This window comes from Geoanaerobacter pelophilus (assembly GCF_018476885.1).
Classification (GTDB): Bacteria; Desulfobacterota; Desulfuromonadia; order Geobacterales; family DSM-12255; genus Geoanaerobacter; species Geoanaerobacter pelophilus.
Window position 1 is genome coordinate 102,681 of the sequence record NZ_JAHCVJ010000004.1, and the last position, 21,033, is coordinate 123,713.

Annotated in this window: 17 protein-coding genes; 5 read left to right on the forward strand and 12 right to left on the reverse strand. The window is 52.6% G+C overall.

What is annotated here, in order from left to right; genetic code table 11:
• Nucleotides 1-38 precede the first annotated feature (38 nt).
• Genes KI809_RS11035 through KI809_RS11050 form a run of 4 tightly spaced genes read right to left on the reverse strand, consistent with a single transcriptional unit; the run spans nucleotide 39 to nucleotide 4,274 of the window.
• A complete protein-coding gene (locus tag KI809_RS11035; RefSeq protein ID WP_246559360.1) occupies nucleotides 39-1,484 on the reverse strand; it encodes a sensor histidine kinase in 1,446 nt (481 codons plus the stop codon).
• Nucleotides 1,485-2,159 (reverse strand): response regulator transcription factor, encoded by a 675-nt coding sequence (locus tag KI809_RS11040; RefSeq protein ID WP_214171620.1) that lies wholly within the window; start codon nucleotides 2,157-2,159, stop codon nucleotides 1,485-1,487.
• Nucleotides 2,160-2,219: 60 nt separating this feature from the next.
• Nucleotides 2,220-3,056, reverse strand: a complete 837-nt coding sequence (locus tag KI809_RS11045; RefSeq protein ID WP_214171621.1) for a pyruvate, water dikinase regulatory protein — start codon at nucleotides 3,054-3,056, stop codon at nucleotides 2,220-2,222.
• Nucleotides 3,057-3,107: 51 nt separating this feature from the next.
• On the reverse strand, nucleotides 3,108-4,274 hold the full coding sequence (locus KI809_RS11050; RefSeq protein ID WP_214171622.1) for a M20 family metallopeptidase: 1,167 nt from the start codon (nucleotides 4,272-4,274) through the stop codon (nucleotides 3,108-3,110).
• 148 nt (nucleotides 4,275-4,422) lie between these two features.
• On the opposite strand from KI809_RS11050, the gene prmA reads away from it, so the two are divergent.
• The 3 genes from prmA to KI809_RS11065 all read left to right on the forward strand — a co-directional run bounded on the left by prmA (nucleotide 4,423) and on the right by KI809_RS11065 (nucleotide 7,281).
• A complete protein-coding gene (prmA, locus tag KI809_RS11055) occupies nucleotides 4,423-5,364 on the forward strand; it encodes a 50S ribosomal protein L11 methyltransferase (RefSeq protein WP_214171623.1) in 942 nt (313 codons plus the stop codon).
• The gene (locus KI809_RS11060) at nucleotides 5,365-6,108 is read left to right on the forward strand and encodes a 16S rRNA (uracil(1498)-N(3))-methyltransferase (RefSeq protein ID WP_214171624.1); all 744 of its coding nucleotides are present in this window, start codon (nucleotides 5,365-5,367) and stop codon (nucleotides 6,106-6,108) included. It abuts the gene before it with no gap.
• Nucleotides 6,109-6,216: 108 nt separating this feature from the next.
• Complete coding sequence (locus tag KI809_RS11065) at nucleotides 6,217-7,281, forward strand: hypothetical protein (RefSeq protein ID WP_214171625.1); 1,065 nt, start codon at nucleotides 6,217-6,219, stop codon at nucleotides 7,279-7,281.
• Nucleotides 7,282-7,286: 5 nt separating this feature from the next.
• Here the strand turns inward: KI809_RS11065 and KI809_RS11070 are convergent, their stop codons facing one another.
• The 8 genes from KI809_RS11070 to KI809_RS11105 form a co-directional block, all read right to left on the reverse strand.
• Complete coding sequence (locus tag KI809_RS11070) at nucleotides 7,287-8,408, reverse strand: ribonuclease D (protein ID WP_214171626.1); 1,122 nt, start codon at nucleotides 8,406-8,408, stop codon at nucleotides 7,287-7,289.
• On the reverse strand, nucleotides 8,408-9,478 hold the full coding sequence (gene mqnC / locus KI809_RS11075; protein WP_214171627.1) for a cyclic dehypoxanthinyl futalosine synthase: 1,071 nt from the start codon (nucleotides 9,476-9,478) through the stop codon (nucleotides 8,408-8,410). The genes KI809_RS11070 and mqnC overlap by 1 nt, the downstream gene beginning before the upstream one ends.
• Before the next feature lie 3 nt (nucleotides 9,479-9,481).
• Nucleotides 9,482-10,102, reverse strand: coding sequence for a LysE family translocator (locus tag KI809_RS11080; RefSeq protein WP_214171628.1), 621 nt, complete (start codon nucleotides 10,100-10,102; stop codon nucleotides 9,482-9,484).
• 47 nt (nucleotides 10,103-10,149) lie between these two features.
• Nucleotides 10,150-11,232: an aminofutalosine synthase MqnE gene (mqnE, locus tag KI809_RS11085; protein ID WP_246559361.1), complete on the reverse strand. Its 1,083-nt coding sequence runs from the start codon at nucleotides 11,230-11,232 to the stop codon at nucleotides 10,150-10,152.
• Entirely contained in the window at nucleotides 11,229-11,837 is a 609-nt protein-coding gene (locus KI809_RS11090; RefSeq protein WP_214171630.1) for a UbiX family flavin prenyltransferase, read from the reverse strand. Before KI809_RS11090 ends, mqnE begins: the two co-directional genes overlap by 4 nt.
• The gene (locus KI809_RS11095; RefSeq protein ID WP_214171851.1) at nucleotides 11,834-12,727 is read right to left on the reverse strand and encodes a 4-hydroxybenzoate octaprenyltransferase; all 894 of its coding nucleotides are present in this window, start codon (nucleotides 12,725-12,727) and stop codon (nucleotides 11,834-11,836) included. Before KI809_RS11095 ends, KI809_RS11090 begins: the two co-directional genes overlap by 4 nt.
• Nucleotides 12,714-14,123 carry a UbiD family decarboxylase gene (locus tag KI809_RS11100; protein WP_214171631.1) on the reverse strand — a complete coding sequence of 470 codons (1,410 nt, stop codon included), beginning with the start codon at nucleotides 14,121-14,123 and terminating at the stop codon, nucleotides 12,714-12,716. The genes KI809_RS11095 and KI809_RS11100 overlap by 14 nt, the downstream gene beginning before the upstream one ends.
• A gap of 80 nt (nucleotides 14,124-14,203) precedes the next feature.
• Nucleotides 14,204-17,212 carry a fused MFS/spermidine synthase gene (locus KI809_RS11105; RefSeq protein WP_214171632.1) on the reverse strand — a complete coding sequence of 1,003 codons (3,009 nt, stop codon included), beginning with the start codon at nucleotides 17,210-17,212 and terminating at the stop codon, nucleotides 14,204-14,206.
• A 307-nt stretch (nucleotides 17,213-17,519) separates the two neighbouring features.
• On the opposite strand from KI809_RS11105, the gene KI809_RS11110 reads away from it, so the two are divergent.
• The gene (locus KI809_RS11110) at nucleotides 17,520-19,487 is read left to right on the forward strand and encodes a tetratricopeptide repeat protein (RefSeq protein ID WP_214171633.1); all 1,968 of its coding nucleotides are present in this window, start codon (nucleotides 17,520-17,522) and stop codon (nucleotides 19,485-19,487) included.
• A 71-nt stretch (nucleotides 19,488-19,558) separates the two neighbouring features.
• The gene (locus tag KI809_RS11115) at nucleotides 19,559-21,010 is read left to right on the forward strand and encodes a hypothetical protein (protein WP_214171634.1); all 1,452 of its coding nucleotides are present in this window, start codon (nucleotides 19,559-19,561) and stop codon (nucleotides 21,008-21,010) included.
• The last annotated feature ends 23 nt before the right edge of the window (nucleotides 21,011-21,033 follow it).

The following is a 21,033-nucleotide window of genomic DNA, read 5'->3' on the forward strand; positions in this document are numbered from 1 at the left end:
CTAATTATGGCTAAGCCGGTTGTCAATAGTCAGAAATTTTATGAAGGGATGAAAGCTTCGGCAGAAGGTGCCGGGATTGCAGGGAGATCTACAATGAAGACACTCCCGAGGCCGACGGAGCTCTCGACATATACTTTGCCGCCGTGAGCCTCGGTAAGAGACTTCACAAGTGATAGACCCAGGCCGGCCCCACCGTCGCGCCTGTTGCGGGACTTGTCTACGCGGTAGAAACGCTCGAAAACATGTTCAAGGTCCTCGGCAGGTATGCCGACACCACGATCAATCACAGATACCCTGGCACGAGAAGCCTCGACTTTGAGTTCGATCCGGACGGGGCTGTCCTCTGCCGAAAAATAAAGGGCGTTATTCAAGATGTTAAGAAAGACTTGGCGGAGCCTCCTCATGTCACCCATAATCCAGGCGGTGCCGTAACTTTCGAGAGAAATTCTGCTTTCCTGCTCGTTATGACGACGCTGCTGCTCCAGGTCGTGAATCAGCCCTAGCAGGAACTCGCTAAGCTCTATTTCCTGGAGTTCCAGATGAACTCCGCCTTCCTCGGCGCGTGACAGGTCAAGAAGAGACTCGACAATGTCGGACATCCGCTTGACCTCATCGAGATTGCTCTGCAAGATTTCTTTGAAATCTTCAGGTTCCTTGGCCCATTTAAGGCCGACTTCGGTCTCACCGCGAATGATTGTCAGAGGGGTGCGAAGTTCATGGGAGATATCGACGAAAAAGCGCCTGGTTCTTACAAATGAGGCCTCAAGTCGGGCGAGCGTCGAATTGAATGTCTCGGCCAGGCGACCGATTTCATCATTGGGATTGAGAACTTCGAGACGTTGACTGAGGTTTTCTGCTGTAATCCTCTGGGCGGTGCGTGTCAACAGGTCAACTGGCCGCAGGGCCTGACCCGCGAGAAACCACCCCCCGCCGCTCAGCATCAGAATGCCAAGGGGAATGGAAATGCCGAAAATCACCAGGAGTTTGTTCAGGGTATCGAGCTCGTCACCAAAAGGAGCGCCAACTTGAACGACCCGCACCAGCTTTTGATCATTGAATACCGGGATGGTAACGATTCGCATGTCAGGCAACCCGCTTACCTGCCCGGTCTCATGAACTATCTCGCCTGCAGCAGCCTTCCGATAGGTGCTGCGCGACAACATAAACCGCTGATTGTTGAGGTTTTTTGAGGTCGTGGCTACCGTGCCGTCAGCCTCCAGCAGCTGCACATACATTCCGGCTATCTTGGGTCCGAAAAAATCCTCCAGCACCTGGTCAAATACTGAAGGAGCCGATCGTCGGAAAGGCTCCATCGTAGGGCTGGCCAAGGCTTCAGCGACTTTATTCAACTCACGATCGATCTGCTTGTAGATATCTGCCCTGATTGTCAGATAGACAAAACCGCTGAACACCAGCATTATTACAGCCAGGGTGAGCGCGTACCAGAGTGTCAGAGAGAAGCGGATTGAGCGATGAAGCTGCAATCAATCCTCCTCTTTCAGGATGTAACCGACCCCCCGCACTGTATGGATCAGCTTTTTGTCTGCTTCTCGATCAATTTTCTTCCGTAAGTAATTCACATACACATCAATAATGTTGGTAAAGCTGTCAAAGGTATAGTCCCAGACATGATCGGCAATCATGGTACGGGTCAGCACCTGGTTCGGATTGCGCATGAAATATTCGAGAAGTGCATATTCTTTGGCAGTAAGGTCAATCTCTTTGTCGCCACGCCAAACCTTGTGCGTCACCGGATCTATCCTCAGGTCCGCAAACCGGAGTTCTGCGCCCCGATCCATTTCACTGCGGCGGAGCAGTGCTCTTACCCTGGCGAGCAGCTCGGCAAATGCAAACGGTTTTGTCAGGTAGTCGTCAGAGCCGGAATCTAGTCCAGCAACGATATCCTCTACCGTATCCTTGGCAGTCAGCATGAGAACAGGAGTAGATCTTTTCTGGGCTCGGAGTTCCTTGAGAACGGAAAGACCGTCCTGTTTCGGAAGCATCCAGTCGAGAATTACCACTTCATAGGGCCTGTCAAGCGCCATCTTAAGACCTTCTTCCCCGTCAAAAGCGGTATCCACTTCGTACTTTTCCTCTTCCAAGCCGCGCTTTATAAAGCTGGAAACCTTTTTTTCATCTTCAACCACTAAAATTCTCATGTTAGTACCTCTCGTCAATGTGATATTGTCAAACATAGCCAAAGCAACCCGCAGTAATCGTCAAGCAGCGACGCCGTCATTCACCCGCCGCAGAATTTCTGCAGCCGATTCCTCTACGGACTTATTGGTTACATCAATAACCTGCCACTGCGAATTATTGCGATAAATACGCCTGCACCATTCCAGCTCATCCTCAACAACTTCAAAATCGGCATAACTTCCTCTGGGATTCTGCCGCAAATTACGCAAACGTGCCGAACGCAACTCAACCAGTCGCCTGGCATCGATCAGCAGGCCAACCACCTTTTTCTGGTCGATTTCAAACAGCTCGCGCGGCGGCTCAATCCCTTTTACCAGTGGCACATTGGCAACCTTATACCCCTTATGCGCAAGATAAATAGAGAGCGGCGTCTTGGACGTTCTTGAAACCCCTACCAGCACCATGTCGGCGCGATAGAGATGACGAAGCTCCTGCCCGTCATCCTGTTTGACCGTAAAATTCACCGCCTCTACCCGCTTGAAATACTCGGTATCAACCTGATGCAAAAGCCCCGGCTCTTCCCGCGGCGCTCTGCCAAGCAGGTCGGAAAGCTTATATAGCAAAGGGCTTATCAAGTCGATGGCATCCAGCCCGTAATGCTCCACCTCGTTGCGCAGGTATTCGGCAAGGTCAGGGTTGACTAAGGTATAAATTATCAGGCCGGGAGTTCCCTTAGGCCCTGCCAAGGCATCATCGATATCAGCACGGCTTCTTAAACCGCTCAAGCGATGCAGCCGGGAATTCCCTCCCTGAAACTGGGAAAGAGCGGCACGGACAACCCTCTCAACCGTCTCACCGGTTGAATCAGAAAGCAGGTAAAGATGCTGAACAGCATCTTCGTTTAAATGTTTAATCATTAGCATGTCTCATTAACAATATCATGATTTGTATTTTCAGCAAATTTTTTGTCAATTCTTTGTGAACTCTTCTGCAATCCGCCTGCGGTATGCCGGGTCGCAGACCAGATCAGCGGCAGTCATTGCAAGGGCACAGGCACCTTCAAGGACAGCCTGATCTCCCTGCAAAGAGACAGTAGCCTCGGCAAAAGAGCTGCTGTGGATGTTTATTCCAGAACCGATCGGTACGTGGGGATGAATGGTCGGCACAATCTGGGAAACATTACCGATATCAGAAGAGCCGCAGTTACGATCAACAGCAACGACATCCTCCGCCAAGCCCAGAAGTTCCAGTTGCTTCGCATAAAGATCGGCATAAGCCTGGTTGATCCTGAACGGCGCCATTATTCTCGGATCTTCCTCAACCTCAAGCCTGCTGCCGGTGGCCGTTGCTGCCCCCTGGGCACAGGCGATCACCCGCTGCACCATAGCGTGAACACGGTCCAGCTCGGCGGCCCGCACATAGAAACTACAGGAAGCGCGGGCCGGTATGATGTTTGGCGCCGCTCCTCCGTCGGTAATGATGCCGTGAATCCTGACATCTTGCGGAACTTGCTGCCTGAGGGCATTTATCGCATTGAAGGTCTGTATTACCCCATCCAAAGCGTTGATCCCTTCTTCAGGATAGGCAGAGGCATGTGCCGGTCGACCGTGAAAAACAAAGCGCAGACGAGCGAGCCCCAGATATGCCTTTGTCACATAGCGCCGCGATGAAGGATGCACCATCATGGCGAATTCGATACTGTCGAAGAAACCGGCCTTGATCAGCTCGATCTTCCCGATCCCCTGTTCTTCTGCCGGAGTTCCCATTACCGTTAACCGGACAGCATCTTCCGGCAGCACCTCGCGTAACACAGCAGCAGCTCCTAATGCCGCAGCCGCGATTATATTGTGGCCACAGGCATGGCCTAGTTCCGGCAGCGCATCCATTTCCGCCAGGATTGCGATGGCGGGCCCGGCATTCCCGTAAGTAGCCGTGAATGCGGTTTCCATCTCAGCCAAGCCCCGTTTGACCTGAAAACCTTCGCGCTCCAGAAACCGGCATAATACCTCGGAAGAACGCTGCTCCTGCAATGCCGTCTCCGGGTGGAGATAAAGATCATGGGATATTGCGGTAAAGTCGTTTCTGCGCAACTCAACGCTGCGGCAAATCGCAGTCTTCAGTGACTCAGTATCCACCAAAACACCCCGGCAGTTAAAAAAGATATTTTAATGAATTACACTGCAAGCCGTGCTTTGTCAAGGGATTTTCATTGACCAATACTGTTGCGTTCTGCTAGGTTAGCTCCCAGCCAGACCATCTTTACAGACAAGGAGAAACCATTTCATGACAGATGGTTGGGTGGAAGTTGCCTTTCAAGTCCCTGCAGAACTAGTCGACCAGCTTTCAGAGCAGCTATTCGAGCTGTCCGGCAACGGAGTCTGCATAGACAACCAGACGCTTGATACATTTTCTCTGGACACCATCGCAGAACCAACATCAATAACAGTTCGTGCATATTTCTCCCAAAATCAGGAACTTGATCAAAAGATTGAGCAGGCATCGCGTTTTGTAACGAATCTCTGCTCAGGTCACCCGGATTTCATTCAGACCCCTCCACTCGTCAAACCGGTCCACCAGGAGGATTGGGCGACCAGTTGGAAGCAGCACTTTCATCCCAGTCCCATCGGACGTCGACTCATTTTAAAACCTTCCTGGGAAGAGCTGGAGCGAGATAAAGACCGGATCGTAATCGAGATCGATCCAGGGATGGCCTTCGGCACCGGCACCCACGCAACAACCCGCTTATGCATTGAGGCCGTAGAAAACATTCTTGAGTGCCGCCCTCCCTTTGACACCCCCCTGCCGATCACCCCGCCGACAGTTCTTGACGTTGGTACCGGTTCTGGCGTGCTGTCCATTGCAGCGCGAAAACTCGGCGCTGGCCTGATCGTGGCTATCGATATTGATCCGGAGGCTGTGCAGGTGGCGCAAGATAATCTGCACATCAATGCGGTCATCAATGAACTTGAGATATCAACCACCCCACTGAACCAGGTTAAAGGCGAATTTGCCATAGTTCTGGCCAACATCCTCGCTGAAGACCTGATAAAAATGGCTCCAGAACTCTCATCACATATTATGCCGGGCGGACTGATCGTGCTTTCCGGCATTCTCAATGAGAGAGAAGATGGAGTATTGACAGCTTATGTCAAATGCGGACTTTCTCACCTTGAGACAAAACGCCAGGAAGAATGGAGTTGCATCGTATTCCGCCGGAATCATTAAATGCGAAGATTTCTTGTCCCAGCTAATTTAATTTCAGGCGAATCGGTGATTATTGAAGGCGATCTGTATCGGCACATGGCTAAGGTCCTTCGCCTCCAGCCGGGTAACAGGGTCGCACTTTGTGACGGACAGGGAATGGAGTTTACCGCCACCATTCTCCAAATAGATAATCGAAGCCTTTCACTGCAAATCACAGCACAGCACAGCACCGCTCACAGAGCCTCCGAGCTGCCTTTTTTCACCTTGATTCAAGGACTCCCCAAAGGCGACAAATTCGAGTTAATCATCCAAAAAGCCACGGAATTGGGAGTACACAACGTCATAGCCTTTCCTGCAGCACGTTCCGTTGTCAAGATCCCGCAAAACCAGATTGACACGCGAATCTGTCGCTGGGGCAAAATTGCTGCGGAAGCGGCCAGGCAGTCCGAGCGAACCACCGTTCCGACTATTACCCTAGTTGAAGATCTTGGTGCGGCATTGCGCAATGCCACTCAGCCTGTTAAGCTTTTTCTGTATGAACGCGAGCAAAAAAATCACCTCCATGAGACACTTGAAGGGATTGATCCGCCCACCAGCGTGGCCATACTGGTAGGCCCTGAAGGAGGGTTTTCCGAGGCTGAGATTTCCCTGGCCCGGACAACCGGCTTCTTTCCGGTATCTTTGGGGCCACGAATCCTGAGGACGGAAACGGCCAGTCTGGCAATGCTGTCAATACTACAGTTTCTCTGGGGAGATTTACGCTAGCAACTAGTGATAAAGCTTTGCGACAATTTGCCGAAGAGTAGGGTAACGACGCGCAATCCTCACGAACTAAAGCTTTGGAAGCAGTGTTCCTGCCGCAAAGGAGTGAACATGAAGTGCCCTAAATGCGGATACAACAGTTTCGAACATCTGGATAGCTGCAAAAAATGCGGGAACTCTCTCACCGCCTTCAAAGAATCTTTAGGCTTAAGAGCGCTCATCCTGCCAGCCGGAGCAACCATGGCAACAGTTGCTCAGGTAGCATCCGATGACTATAACGTCACCGCAACGACTCATGACAGTACTGGTGATGAAACTTTTCAATGGGATATGCCGTCCCCAGGACCAGTGGCAACCAAGGAAGATGCGAGCACTGGCGACTTTGACCTGGACTTTGGCGAAGAAGCAAAGCCTGCTACTCCGGCCGCAGCTGACCCCTTTTCCTTTGAAGACGATCTCTTGTCAGCAACCTCTCCTCAAGCCGAGCCACCTGAACAAAGCCCTGTAGCAGAATTCTCATTTGATCTGCCCGACACTCAGGTTGCCGCCACATCGCCATCAGATGTAGAAATCAGCACCGGATCAGGCGATCTGCAGATTGAGGCGGAAGCTGCTGATAATATTTTCGGAGAATTCGCCTTCGAGACTCCAGACAGCCAAGATGCGGTTATGGCTCCCAATGATGCTGGAATCACCCAGGAAGCACTGGGCCATTTAGCGCCGCAAGCAGACAATGATAATGTTTTCGGGGAATTTTCGTTGGATATTGGCGATAATCAAGGGAGTGAAAGCACCCTGCTGGATGCCGCCACCAATCTGCAGTCGCCTGATATGGCGTCAGCGATTGATGATGCCGATGCTGTTTTCGGTGAGTTCTCGTTTGAGGAACCGGAGGTTCCAGCCTTCTCTTCCGCGCCAACAGAGCAAGGCAATGCGCAGACAACATCAGACTTCCCGTTTGATCCGTTTGGAGATCTGGATGAGTCAGCCTTCAAGGAAGAGGTTTCAGCGCCGGTATCAAACCCGATCGGAGAGTTGGATCTCGACAGTTTTCTAGCGACAAGTGAGCCGGCAACAGCGCCGAAAGATAAAGATGTTACATCCGGGCTGGAAAAACAGCAACTTGCCGGAAACGACTTTGATGACCTTTTCGGGGAACTCGCCGAGAAAAAATGAGTTAATCAGCTCGCAAGAAGAGTGGCAAGCTCGGCGCCAAAGGCACTAAACTGCCACTGCTTCAGATTCTCAAGCACCCAACTGTTTTCGCTGCCCGGATTTTGGTCTGCCAGAGTCTCCAGCAGGGCATTATTTGCGATAAGTCCCGGCGCCAGCCCAGTCTTGTCAGATTTACTCTCCCGCCAGGCCTTGAGAAGCTTGAGTCTTGCCTCGTTTGCCGGAGTTCTTTTTTTCCTCGGAGAATGGGGAAATTCGGGATATTGCCCTGGTGGCGTAGCCACCCCCTCCTTGATCACCGTCAGCAGGGACACGCCATAACGTTGCAGCAACCGCGGCGACAACCCGGTGATGCCATCCAGCTCTCCCAAGGTTGACGGCTTGCGTTCAGCCAGCACTCTCAGGACTTCATTACCAAGAACCTTGAATGGCGGAACATCACGACGCTCTGCCTCGGTTTCCCTGAATTTAAGTAGACTCTCCAAAACAGCCAATGTTGGCGGCGACAGCTTTGAAGCACCTTTAAACCTGAGGAAAAGAGGTTCGTCGCGACGCTCAGCACTCCGTACCCGTGAAAGAAGCTCACACTCTTCTTGTACCCATGCAAAACGACCCTTGCTGCCCAGCTCCTCTTTCAGCTGCTCGTAAAGCGGAATAAGCAAGGTGGTATCTTTTACCGCATAGTCCAGCATCTCTCCGGAAATCGGCCGACGGCTCCAGTCTGCCTGCTGAAACCTCTTGTCCAACTCCACTCCGAACCGTTTCCTCAGTACCGCAGCAAGTCCAAACTCTGCTTCACCCAGAAACTGGCAGGCAATCATGGTGTCGAACAGATTATGGATCTCGATACCGAAGTCGCGGTGCAGAGAACGCACATCGTAGTCAGCCCCATGAAAGATCTTGCAGATGCGTGGGTTGGCAAAGATCGGCGCCAAAATCGACAGGTCCTGGCAAGCCAGCGGGTCGATAATATATGAGGCACCAGGAGAAGATATCTGCACCAGGCAAACCTTCTCCTTATAATGATGCATTGAGTCAGCCTCTAAGTCGCATGCCAATAACGGCTCTCTTTCGAGAAGCTTAGCAGCGAGTTCCAGCTGAGAGATATTGGCAATGAATTCAAATCCCATCAAAACTCCTTCACAATATCGTACAAGGTGGTGCGTTGGGCCGCGCGGAAACCGGCGCCATGGATCAGCTCGATCATTTCCGTCATGCTCATCCTGAATCGGCACCCGGCAGCAGCCACGACATTTTCTTCGAGCATGGTTCCGCCAAGATCATTGGCCCCGAAGAAGAGAGCCACCTGGGCCATCCTCGCCCCTTGGGTCACCCAACTGGCCTGAATATTGGGGACATTGTCCAGCACAATCCGCGACAAGGCAAGCACCTTGAGGTAGTCGATGCCGGTTGCCGTCTTGCCCCCCAGTTCGGTATTTCCGGGCTGGTAAGTCCAGGGGATGAATGCGGTAAAACTGCCGCCGGCCGCCTGCAGCTCGCGCACCCGGAAAATATGTTCCACGACATCTTCCGGCCCCTCGGTACTGCCGAACATCATGGTCGCGGTGGTTGGCATCCCTAACAGAGCAGCTTCGCGCATTACGCTGGACCAGCCTTCCCAGCCGATCTTTTTCGGCGATATCTCCTGGCGCACGCGATCAACAAGAATCTCTGCGCCACCCCCGGGAACCGAGTCCAATCCCGCAGCTTTTAAACGAAGCAGAGTTTCCGGTATGGAGAGTTTAGAGACCTGGGCAATCTGGGTAATCTCGGCCGGTGACAGCGAATGATTCTGAACTTGCGGAAATCTTGCCTTAATCTCCCGGAACAACCGCTCAAACCATGCAACGCCAAGCGAAGGATGAAGTCCGCCCTGCATCAGCAGCTGAGTACCGCCAACAGCCACCAGCTCTGCGATCTTGCTGAAGATTTCCTCTTCTGCCAGTAAAAAAGCGTCCGGGGAATCCTGGTCCCGATAAAAGGCGCAAAAACGGCATTTGGATTCGCAGATGTTGGTATAATTTACGTTCCTGTCCACCACAAAAGTAACCAGCTTATCAGGGTGGACCTGACGACGGATTGCATCTGCCAGCTTGCCGAGTTGCAACAGGTCGGCGTCAACCAGTAATTGCAAGGCGTCACTCCGCTGCAGAGGTTTGCCCTGCTCAACGTTACAAATTATTGTTTCAATGGAATTCATCGGTTACCTTTGTGCCAAAGCAAGCCTGACCCCCAGGGAAGCAAAAATCGCCGCTGACAGCCACGAAAACCAGCGGCCCGCCCTAGGCCGCCGCAAAATCCAATTCCCGACAATGCCGGAGAAAAAACCAATACCGGTAAAGATTACCAGGGCTTGAGCCATGAAAACCAGCCCAAGGACCGCCATCTGCAGCGGGATGTTGCCCGCCTCGCGATTGGTGAACTGCGGCAGGAATGCCAGAAAGAAAAGCGCCACCTTGGGATTCAGGACATTCATGACAAAGCCGCGCCGAAAGAGAGCAGCCCCCGACAGACCTAGTGATGCGGCAAGCCCCAAAGAACTGCGCTCACGAACAGCCTGCCATGCCAGGTAGATGAGGTAACCAGCTCCGGCGAATTTCACCACCTGAAAAGCCAGAGCAGACGAGTAGAACAGCGCCGATATTCCAGCTGCCGCAGCAACAGTATGCACCGTAATGCCGCTGCACATACCCAAGGCGGTGAGGATTGCCGCTCTTCTGCCACGGGCTATCCCCTGCGTTACCACAAACAGATTGTCCGGACCGGGTGCAAAGGTCAGGGCAATAGACGCAGCGAGAAATACGAATAATATTGATGCTGTCATGGTAGTTGAATGCTGTGTGCACAGCCCCCTTCGCGCCTGTTGTTGTGTCAATAAGCCCTGATTACGTTGTACAGCGTGTCGCGTTCGACAGGGCAGCGTCCTGCTTTGCTGATAAGGCTGACAATGTCGTCTTTCGTCATCAACTGGGGCGAACCAGCCCCGGCGTCGTGACCTATCTTTTCCTCGACCACGGTGCCGTCCAGGTCATTCACGCCAAAACAGAGGGAAGTCTGGGCAATCTTCTCGCCAAGCATCACCCAGTAAGCCTTGATATTGGCAAAGTTGTCGAGGTAGAGGCGGGCAATCGCCAGGGTCATGAGGTCATCCACGCCGCCGCTCATCGGGTTCTTCAGGTGACCGAGCGGGTTGTTCTCTTTTTGAAACGCCAAGGGAATAAAGACCTGAAACCCTCCGGTTTCATCCTGTAACATTCTTAGGCGCCGCATATGGTCTACCCGATCCGAGTACGATTCCACATGCCCGTAAAGCATGGTTGCATTGGATTTGAGCCCTGACAGGTGAACGTCTTTCATGATTTCGAGCCACCGCTCACCGGAAATCTTCTCTGGGCAGAGCTGGTCCCGGATCTCTTGCCGCAGAATCTCCGCCCCACCACCGGGAAGAGAACCCAGTCCGGCGAGTTTCAGCTCACCCAGAGTCTCGGCAAGCGACAGCCCGGCAATCTTCGCCAGGTAATCGATTTCGACCGCGGTAAACGCCTTGACATGAAGGGTTTCCGATACCTGCCTAACGGTCCTGAGCATCTCCAGGTAAAAATCGAATGGCAAGTCAGGGTGGAGACCGCCGACGATATGAATCTCGGTCGCCCCCTGTTCTGCCGCCTCAATAGCCCGGTTACGAATCTCTTCCAGATCGTAGCAATACGCGCCCGGCTCATCGGCGGTCTTGGAAAAGGCACAGAACTTACAGCGATTGACACAGATATTGGTGTGATTGATGTGGCGATTGACATTGAAGAAGACGCGCTTGCCGTTAATCCGGTGATTGGCAAATGCGGCCAGTTCACCTACCGCCAGCAGATCCCGGCATTCAAAGAGGAAAAGGGCATCATCATCGGTGATCCGCTCACCGTTGGTGACTTTTGTCGCAATTGTTTTAAACCGGCTCAATTCTCGCCCCATCTCTGGTAAAGCGCATGTTCAACAGCCAAAGCGTCCAGCACCTTACCCACAACAAAATTCACCAGATCGTCAACGGTCTGTGGTTTGCCGTAAAACCCGGGCATAGCAGGGATGATACTAACCCCGAGTCTAGCAAGCTTCAACATATTCTCCAGGTGTATTGCGGAAAGTGGCGTTTCACGGGGGACCATGAGCAGCGGTCGCTTTTCCTTGAGCATGACGTCTGCAGCCCGCTCCAGCAGATTCCCCGAAACTCCTGCAGCTATGCGGGCAACAGTCCCCATTGACGCCGGCACGACAACCATGGCACTTGCTGTGGAAGACCCGCTGGCAAGAGGTGAATGGAAATCACTATCAGCATAATAACGGAGCTGTTCCGCTTCGACATTAAAATGCCTTCTGAGCCTTACGTTCACCAGATCGGCCTCACCGGACCAGTCCAGATGGTGCTCCTCCTTGAGAACGGCAAATCCTGCCCTGCTTACCAGAACACTCAAACAGCATCCTGCTGCGAGCAGTTCCTGGACAAGGCGCAACCCGTATATGGAACCCGATGCCCCGGTAATTGCGACAGCGATATGCCTTCCGTTCATGCTCCCACCTTATGCACCATTATTTCACAGAGTGTGGCAACAAATACAATGATGCTGATGTAGCCGTTCATGGTAAAAAAGGCCATGTCGAGCTTTTCAAGATCGCCCTTCCTGAGCAGCCAGTGTTCATAGGCCAGCAGCAGCGCCGACAGCACCATCCCCAAGAGGAAGAATCCCCCCAATTGCAGCACAACATGGAGCCAGGCGAGGAGTGCTATCATTGCCAACGACAGGAACCGCGCCAGATAAAGCGAACCCTTAACTCCCAAAGTAACCGGAATGGAATGAAGGCCGGCCGAGCGGTCAAATTCAAGATCCTGCAATGCATAGAGAATGTCGAAGCCCGCAACCCAGAAAAGCACGGCTAAGCCAAGCAGAACCGCCGGCAGTTCAATCGTGCCCTTGATGGCAACCCACGCCCCTACCGGAGCCGCACCAAGGCACAGCCCGAGAACAACATGGGCCAGTGAGGTAAAGCGTTTGCAATAAGAGTAGAGCACCAGAAAAAACAGCGCGACCGGTGCAAGTTGCAAACAAAGAGGATTAAGCATCGCAGCGGCATAAAACAAAAGCATCACGGAAACTATTACAAATAACACCACCGTACCTTTACCCAGAAGACCGGCAGGTATGGCGCGACCGGCAGTACGCGGGTTTCTGGCATCAATCTCGGCATCGATCAGCCGATTAAGCCCCATGGCAGCAGTCCTTGCCCCGACCATGGCCATAATTATCCAGAACAGCTGGATTGATGATGGAATCCCACGGCCTGCCAGGAGCGCCCCGGTAAGGGCAAACGGCAAGGCAAAGATAGTATGGGAGAACTTGATCATCTCCAGGAAAATTTTTATCCGAGCGAATAACCCTCGGGTTGTCTCATCTGCCATCATTGAATCCATACTCCCGCCACCGCTTCTCGATCAAACACTCGGTCTCCGGGTCAATTGTAACTGCCACTCTCTGATCACCAGGCTTGCGGGTCGCGTCAATCGCCAAATGCGGGCCATTAATGACCAGGTCTCGCTGCCATTCCACGTTGTTCAATACCCGCCAGTAGACTCCAGCAACATCGGATGGGTCCTGATCCGCATCGACGAAGATCAGGAGCCGTGACCCGGCAAGCCAGTTCTTCTCCCGGAACAGCTCCAGCAGCTTAGTCCTGCCGCCGGCACCAGTCACGTCAACCGCTACGATCGTGGCCCCGTGAAATATCCCTGCACCAGGTTGGTAGACATCTTTCACCGCCGGGATGTCCACCTGCAGCAATGGCAACAGCAACCGACAGGCTGCCTCGGCAAGCCAGCAGTCCTCCATGGGGGGCGGACCGACCACAGTAAACGGATAAATCATACCACGGCGGTGGGTTATTGCGGTGACCCGTACCAGAGGAGAAAGCCCGGAAGGGTGATAATACCCGGTATGGTTGCCGAACGCGCCGTCTTCTACCGTCTCTCCCGGCTCGATCACCCCTTCGATAACCAGTTCGGCACCGGCAGGGACAAGCAGACTGCTGGTAAGACAGCGGACCGCAGTAATCGGCGCTCCCTGGAGTAGCCCGGCAAAGGTGTACTCATCCAGTTCCGGCGGAAGAGGCAACATGGCAGCGAATGTCAGGGCAGGCGGACCGCCAACAGCAATGGCAACAGGCATCGGCCTGCCAACTTCGCGCCATGCCGCTGCATGAAAGGATCCGCCGCTCGTGGCAGTCCAGTGAATTGCAAGTCTGTCAGGTCCAAGCACTGCAGCACGATACATCCCGCAGTTCAGAGCATGATCGCCAGAGGGTCCGGCCGTGACAACCACCGGCAGTGTTAGGTAACGGCCATCATGAGCGGGTATACCATCTTCCGGCCAGCTTTTTGGAATCGGCAGTCCGGACAAATCCGGGGGGTCGATCCTTAGCTCCTGACAGGGAGCAGTTGCTTGAGTCACTGGCCTCAATCGGCTTGCTGAACCCCCTTTGGCAAGGGAGCTGAGTTTCTCTTTTGAGCTCGCGCCTGCCAGACCATTAAGGAACTCGGTCATGATGCCAGACAGGTCAGCCAGTTTTTCGAGATTCAAGGCAGCGGCCAGCCGTTTCTCCGACCCGAAAAGATTGGCGGCAGCCCGAAAACTGGACCCTTTAACCTTTTCAAAGAGCAGCGCCTTTCCTGCTACACCAAGCTTGCAAACCTTGCTGCAGATGGCGGACATCTCAAAAACAGGATCAACCTCAACCGGCACCTGATGTATTTCGCCGAGTTCTTCAAGGCGACACAGGAAATCCCTCAGATCATGATTCACCATGTTCGGTATCTCTCAGTCTCAGCAACAATCATTACCACTTACCCAATTTGAAGACAATGTTTTTGTCCTTCTTCCGGCGCTCACTCCTGGTCTATTCTGGCTTCGATCATTGTCTTGAACCTTGGGAACACCGTAAACATGGAAGGGGCTGTCTGACCGGTTGCTGCGGCTTTTGCCAGCTCGTCCCCATAGATTTCATGTACCCCCTTCATGATGTCTGAGGTGAGACTGTCAATGTAAGCATCTCTTGAGGCCCCCCTTACTCTGAGTTTCGCAAAGACAGTTTGCGTGTTGTCGTCAACGAAAAAGAGCCGCGCAGACTTGCTGTTTTTGCGGACAATGACTGCCAAAAACTCGGCCTTTACCAAGGCCCCCTTTTCATCCAGCAGGGTCAGTTCCTGTTCCTTCAGGATTCTGGGGTCACCACCTCTGATGCTCCCCGACTCCTCCTTGGTATACCGCCACGGCGCATAACGCGGGTAACGGTTCTCCAGCTCAGAGGCAATCTCGGCAAACTCATAGGTCATGGACTTGCCTTCAACATCCAGAACATGGGCCCTGTCTTCCAACAGTGCCGCACGGTAGATGCCACCCCATTTGGCCTGCTGCCGAACCCGACCTGCCTCATCCTGCGGCTTGCTCAGATAAGGAAGAACGCTTTCCCTGTTCCTAAGAATTTCCGCCAGATTGGCAGCCCTGAGATATTCCATCCCTATGCTGCGCGGCGCAGAAAATTCCAGATAGAGGTTATCATCGGTATTGATTCTTCCGCCACGACTGTAAGCCCTTGTCCCCTCTGTTCCCATCACGAAGTAGCTGAGGAAATCCTCGGCGCTCCCCATCTTTATCTGTCGCATGTCGCCCAAAACCTGCCAAGCTGAAATCCGCTGCTCCAGCTCCTGCTCATTGATGAGCAGCGGGGAGTTGCTGGCGATGATCTCTGCATCATAGTGGGTAACCCAGATCATAGTGTAGGCAAAGTTTTCCCGGATTGTCCGGACAACGGATTTTAGATTCTCGTCGGTTAATTCGTATAAAGGCAACCACTGGCAGATGATTCCACCGGGGTTAAGCCGCTGCGCGGCCAACCGGAAATATTCCGTGGAGTAGAGGTAGCCGGCGCCACTGAACCAGGGGTGTACCGGATCGGCCGTGATCACGTCGAATTTGTCTTTCGTGGTAAGCAGATAGTTGCGACCGTCATTAAAGACAATCTTCAGCCTGGGATCAGGTTTATTAAGAATGTAGTGATTGTCTATACCGAATGTTTTGGCAACCCCAAGCACTTGCGGTTCGATTTCGGCCAGGGTGATCTTCTCGACAGCAGGATGTACCGAGACCGCGCCCAAGGTCATGCCACTACCGGTGCCCAGCACAAAAACCCGCCGCGGATTCTTATGCAGCAACATCGGGAGATGGCCTAAGACATACTGGCACTGCATGTCGTGGTGGGTATTGGATGCCTCTACCCGGCCGTTAGTGATGAAAAAGAGGACGTCCGCTGACTGGATCGCGCTTACTATAGACTGTGCCCCTTCTGCATAATAACGGATGTTCATGTTCGCCAGCATTTCGTTGAACTCATCAGAACTGCCGTATGCTTCGGGTTTGTTGGACTGATAGATGGCATACATCTTCGGGTTCCAGAGCCGCCAGCTTTCCGGGGCAGCAACCGGCACCATGAGGGCCGCCAGCGCAACCACTGTTGTCAACCAAACAGCTGTTTTGCCCCATTTGATGCTCGCTATAACCAAACAGCCGTAACCTATGTTGAGCAGTATTATGAGCTGCAGTGAGCGCTGGATGCCGAACAAGTACATGAGCAGATAACCGCTGACGCCAGCGCCGAAAATGGCGCCGACGGTATTGAAAGAAAGCAGTTCGCCGACGGCAAAGCCGACCGTCCTCCGGTAACGGCAATGGATGCCCCCGGCCAAAGGGATGGCAACCCCCATGAAGAAAGCCGGGACAAACATTATAGAGAACACCAGGATAAAATTTGCCAGCTGCACAAGCTGGAACTGGTCGCCACCAGGGAAGACCCCAAGGATATAGCTGCGTAAAAAAGCAACGTATGTAGGCAGGATACGGAACTGCATTGTTGCCAGCAGAGCTGTTGCTCCTATGGCCACCTGGACCCACCCGAAAGCAGTTATTGCCCCATCGGCTGCAGTAGTGAATCCCCTGCGCCACCTGCCGGAAACCCGGCAGAAAATACCATAAGCAGCGCTGCCCAGGCCTATCCCAGAGAGGAAGGCCATCAGCAAGAGAGTAAAGCCGTAAGCGCTGGCCCCAACAGCAACACTCAAGATCCGACTCCACAGGACCTCATAGCCCATGGCACAGAAGCCGCTCACCCCGATACCCCAGATCACCAGCCTGAAAGGGAGTAAATTGTCAGGGGCGACAGTAACCTGGGCAAATTCGGTCCCCTGGTCCGGTTGCAGCTCTTCGCCGGCCGGCTTCGCCAAGATCCGCTGCAGCATGATAGCAGCGATGCCGACAAAAAGATTAATCGCCACAGCAGTCAGCAGCGTCTTACCCATGGAGAAGCTGCGGAGCATCACGAAACCGGTAGCTGCTGCCCCAAAAACAGCGCCAATGGTGTTGCACCCATAGAGAAACGAAAGACGGATGCTCGCCCCCGACATCAACCGGGAAGTGAAACCGGTCAATACCGGCAGAGTTCCTCCCATTAGTGTTGTCGGAACAATCAAGGCAATAACGGCAAAGGTCACGCGGATGAAAGTGAGGTAGCCGGTTGACTCCGGGGCAAACTGGGCGAGGACAACGTATACCTGGGGATAAACCTTCATAAGTCCGGCAAAGAGCAGTGCCGATGCTCCAGTGCCTAACTCCAGGTAGCCGAAGAGAGATAACAGGTGCTTCCGGTTGTCGATTTTTCTGCCAATAAAGTAGCTGCCCAAGGCCAGGCCGGTCATGAACACGGTAAGCACCGTAGTGACCGCAAGGTGGGATCCGCCAAAGACAAGACTCAGATAGCGGGTCCAGACGATCTCGTAGATAAGGGCTGCAGATCCGGAAAGGAAAAAGATGCTGTATGTCAGAATGATGGCTGCTCTGCCCATGATGCTTTCAGTCTTGCAGGACGTTATTTCCGCTGCGCAAAAGGCTGCCTGACTAAGACCCCGTAAACAGGCAAGCCTTGCGTTGTGAGTGGAGGAAGGTATCTGCATGCTACAGAAAACAAATAGCTGCGTCAAGCTGAGTACTCATGAGAAGAGCGGTGTCGCTCTTGCCATGGCGAGATTCGCTGCAAAAGGCTTGCTTGAGACCTGATGACGCGAGTACAATCAAATCCGCACCGATTCACTGTAGTATCACGTGAGGGAGCGGCAGACGAAGACCGAGAGAAATGAGTTGAATGTGGTCTAAATGAACGGAATGAACAGCAATAATGCTTTAGAAGTACTTTCAGACCGCCACAGTAGCGTTGAGCCGGCGCCTTTGAGCCGCTCAAGCTGGCTGGGAGGCGCTCTGATCTTCGCGCTGGTACTGCTAGCCTACTCCTCAGTATTCTATGCCGGATTTATCTGGGACGATGATTCCTATCTAACTGAAAATCCTTATCTCTCACATCTTTCCGGCCTGGTCAGTATCTGGGTTTCCCCTGGTGCAACTCCGCAGTATTACCCGATGGTCTTTTCCGTTTTCTGGCTCGAATACCACCTGTGGGGGCTTAACCCCGTCGGCTACCATCTGGTAAATATCATTATCCATATCATAAATGCGCTGCTCATCTGGACTGCCCTGCGACACTTCCGCGTTAAGCAAGCTTTTTGGGCTGCCGCCATTTTTGCGCTACATCCGGTTCATGTTGAGTCAGTCGCTTGGATCACAGAGCTAAAAAACGTCCTTTCCCTTTTTTTCTACATGCTCGCGCTACTGTCATATTTTCGCTTTCTGAAGATGACAGTTGACGGATATCAGCCACTGTGGCAGTTAAGGGGATACTACGTTGCGGCATTTTTCTTTTTTGTCTTGGCGCTGTTAAGCAAGACCGTGACGGCCACTCTGCCTGCAGCAATCCTTTTGCTTATCTGGTGGCGTGACGGCAGGATTGTCAGGAAAGATACGGCCAGACTCTTGCCCTTTTTTGTCGTGGGTGTGGCCATGGGGCTTTTTACTGCCCACCTGGAGAAGACCCTGGTCTCGGCAACCGGAGCAGAGTGGAATTTCTCCACCGTGGAAAGGATCTTGATTGCCGGCCGGGCGGTCTGGTTCTACGCAGGTAAATTACTCTGGCCCGATCCCTTGATTTTCAGTTACCCCAAGTGGCACATCGATGCCGGACAATGGGCGCAGTACCTTTTTCCGGTCGGGGTATTTGCGGTCCTGGGCGTTTCATATCGCTTCCGCGGCATAATTGGCCGTGGTCCGTTGACCTCGCTCCTGTTTTTCATCGGCACACTTTTCCCGGCCCTCGGTTTTTTCAATGTCTACCCGATGCGGTATTCATTTGTGGCCGACCATTTTCAGTATGCAGCGAGTGTTGGGATAATCTGCCTCTTTTGTGCTTCCCTGGAGCGGATTATCAGGCGCATCAGCCATGAAACCCTGCTGCTGGAAGTCGGATGTTATTGCGGCATACTGTTGCTTATCGGTCTTGTCACCTGGCAGCAAGGGAAAACGTATAAAAATACCATGGCGCTTTACACCGATATTATCGAGAAAAATCCATCCAGCTGGTTTAGTTATACAAACCGCGCCATGGAATATATGGATCAAGGCAAGTATGACCTTGCTGTTATCGATATGGAGCGAGCCCTTGAGACTCATCCTAATAAGTCTGAAGCCCTCAGCAATCGAGCCGTTTTACGCCAGCGGGGTGCTGATTATCAGGGGGCGCTGGCTGATTTCAGCAAGGCATTGGAACTTGATCCGGCACGGGTTGGCGTTTTAATAAACAGGAGTGATCTGTATTTGTTGCTGAAAAGATATGACCTGGCCCTGCAGGACTGCAACAATGCACTCCGAATTAAAAATGACTATGTCGACGGTTATTTACAGCGAGCCAGGATCTACGAACTCCTTAAGGACAACAGTAAGAGACTGGGAGATTTATCAAAAGTGCTGCAACTTACCCCCGGAAACATGGAGGCTTTGGCTGAACGAGGCTTGCTGCATTACCAACTAGGCCAATTTGAGAAGGCGGTAGCTGATTTTTCCAAAGCATTGGACATAGATCCGGGATCTGCTCCCATTTACGATAAGCGGGCACGTGCTTTAGCTGCTTCAGGAGAGAAAGATAAGGCGCTCGCCGATTTTCAGCATGCCCGCAGTTTGGGGTATGTGGTACCTGAAGCTGAGATAACCAGCACACTGGACCCCAAGAGCAAATAAGATTATTTGCCCGACAAATCCCTAGTTCCATTGAAAGGTGATTACTTGATTGTTTGTCAAATGGCCATAACATGAAACAGTTCGGGTACTACCTGCGTGAATTGACCCTCACTGAACGGATGATCATTGTTTACATGGCCCTGCCGGTGGCAGTGTTCTATCTCGGATGGCTGAAGCCGATGATTGGCATTTTATGCGCTGTTTTATTAGGCCTTTTGATCTGCTCTCGGCTTAAAAAGGAGTTTATCCAAAAAGACGGCTCCCTTTCGCTCACAGTTATCGCCTCAGCCATATTGCTGGCCGCTTGCTGGTCATGTCTTGGAGGAGCCGGCCACCTTTTCTATGCCAATAATGACTGGCCGGTGCGTGATGCGGTACTACGAGACCTTGTTGTTTATCCCTGGCCAGTTACTTATTCTATCTCTGCCGACAACATGCTCCTGCTGCGGGCCCCTCTTGGTTACTATCTCTTCCCTGCGTTGCTCGGCAAGATCATCGGCCTTAAAGTTGCTGACTATCTTTTGCTTGGCTGGACTATCTTAGGCACAACTCTCCTTTTTCTTCATCTCTGCGCGTCATGCCGCAAAAACTCCCATGCCCTACTGACCATCTCGGTATTCATTTTTTTCAGCGGAATGGACATTGTCGGCAGCTTGATAATGAACGCCCCTGTTGCGGTAACGACCTACATGGAATATTGGGCTGAATATTTTCAATACCCCTCAATGACGACACTGCTCTTCTGGGTCCCCAATCATGGCCTCTCCGGCTGGCTTGCCGCATCACTTTTCATACGCCACTGGAAGAATTCCTTTTTCCTGCCAATCGCTTTTTTTCTAGTGACCATTACGCCGCTCTGGTCTCCATTCACGGCAATTGGCGTAATGCTCCTGTTTATAGCCTCTCTGCTCTATCACATCAGACACGGCAACTGGAAACACCTGCTGGTGCCGGAAACAGGAGTCGCAACACTAATAGCCCTGCCTATTGTCCATTATCTCACGATACAGGCAGCACAAGTAGCTTCGGGAGGGGCGATCCTGTCGGTACTCCCGACAGGAGAGTTCTTCTATTACTACACATTCTTTGTCTGCCTGGAACTCGCCGTGGTCCCTCTCATCCTGACAGGAGAAATCAAATACCGCTCAGGGAACTCATGGCTGATCGCTTCGACGTTCTTTTATCTTCTTTTGCTTCCGTTCTTTTACTACGCCCCCACAAATGAGCTTGTGATGAGATGCTCCATCCCGCTCCTGGCCGTTATCGCCATACGTACCTCAACTGTGCTTGTAGCATTCATGGAAAACCGTGCCTACGCTCTTGCCGTCTTGACCGTTGCAATTCTTCTCATCGGCGCGGCAACTCCTGCCTGGGAAATCGCTCGGGCTCTACAATTGCCGCGTTGGCGACCTGACCTGGCAACAAATCTCGTGACTGCCACAAACGCGGAGTACCGTCACTACTATACAAGAGTTCAGCCGCAGGATTTCCCATGGGAACTTAAAAAGCCAGCCCATCGATGAGCCACACCACACCGACTTTCCCC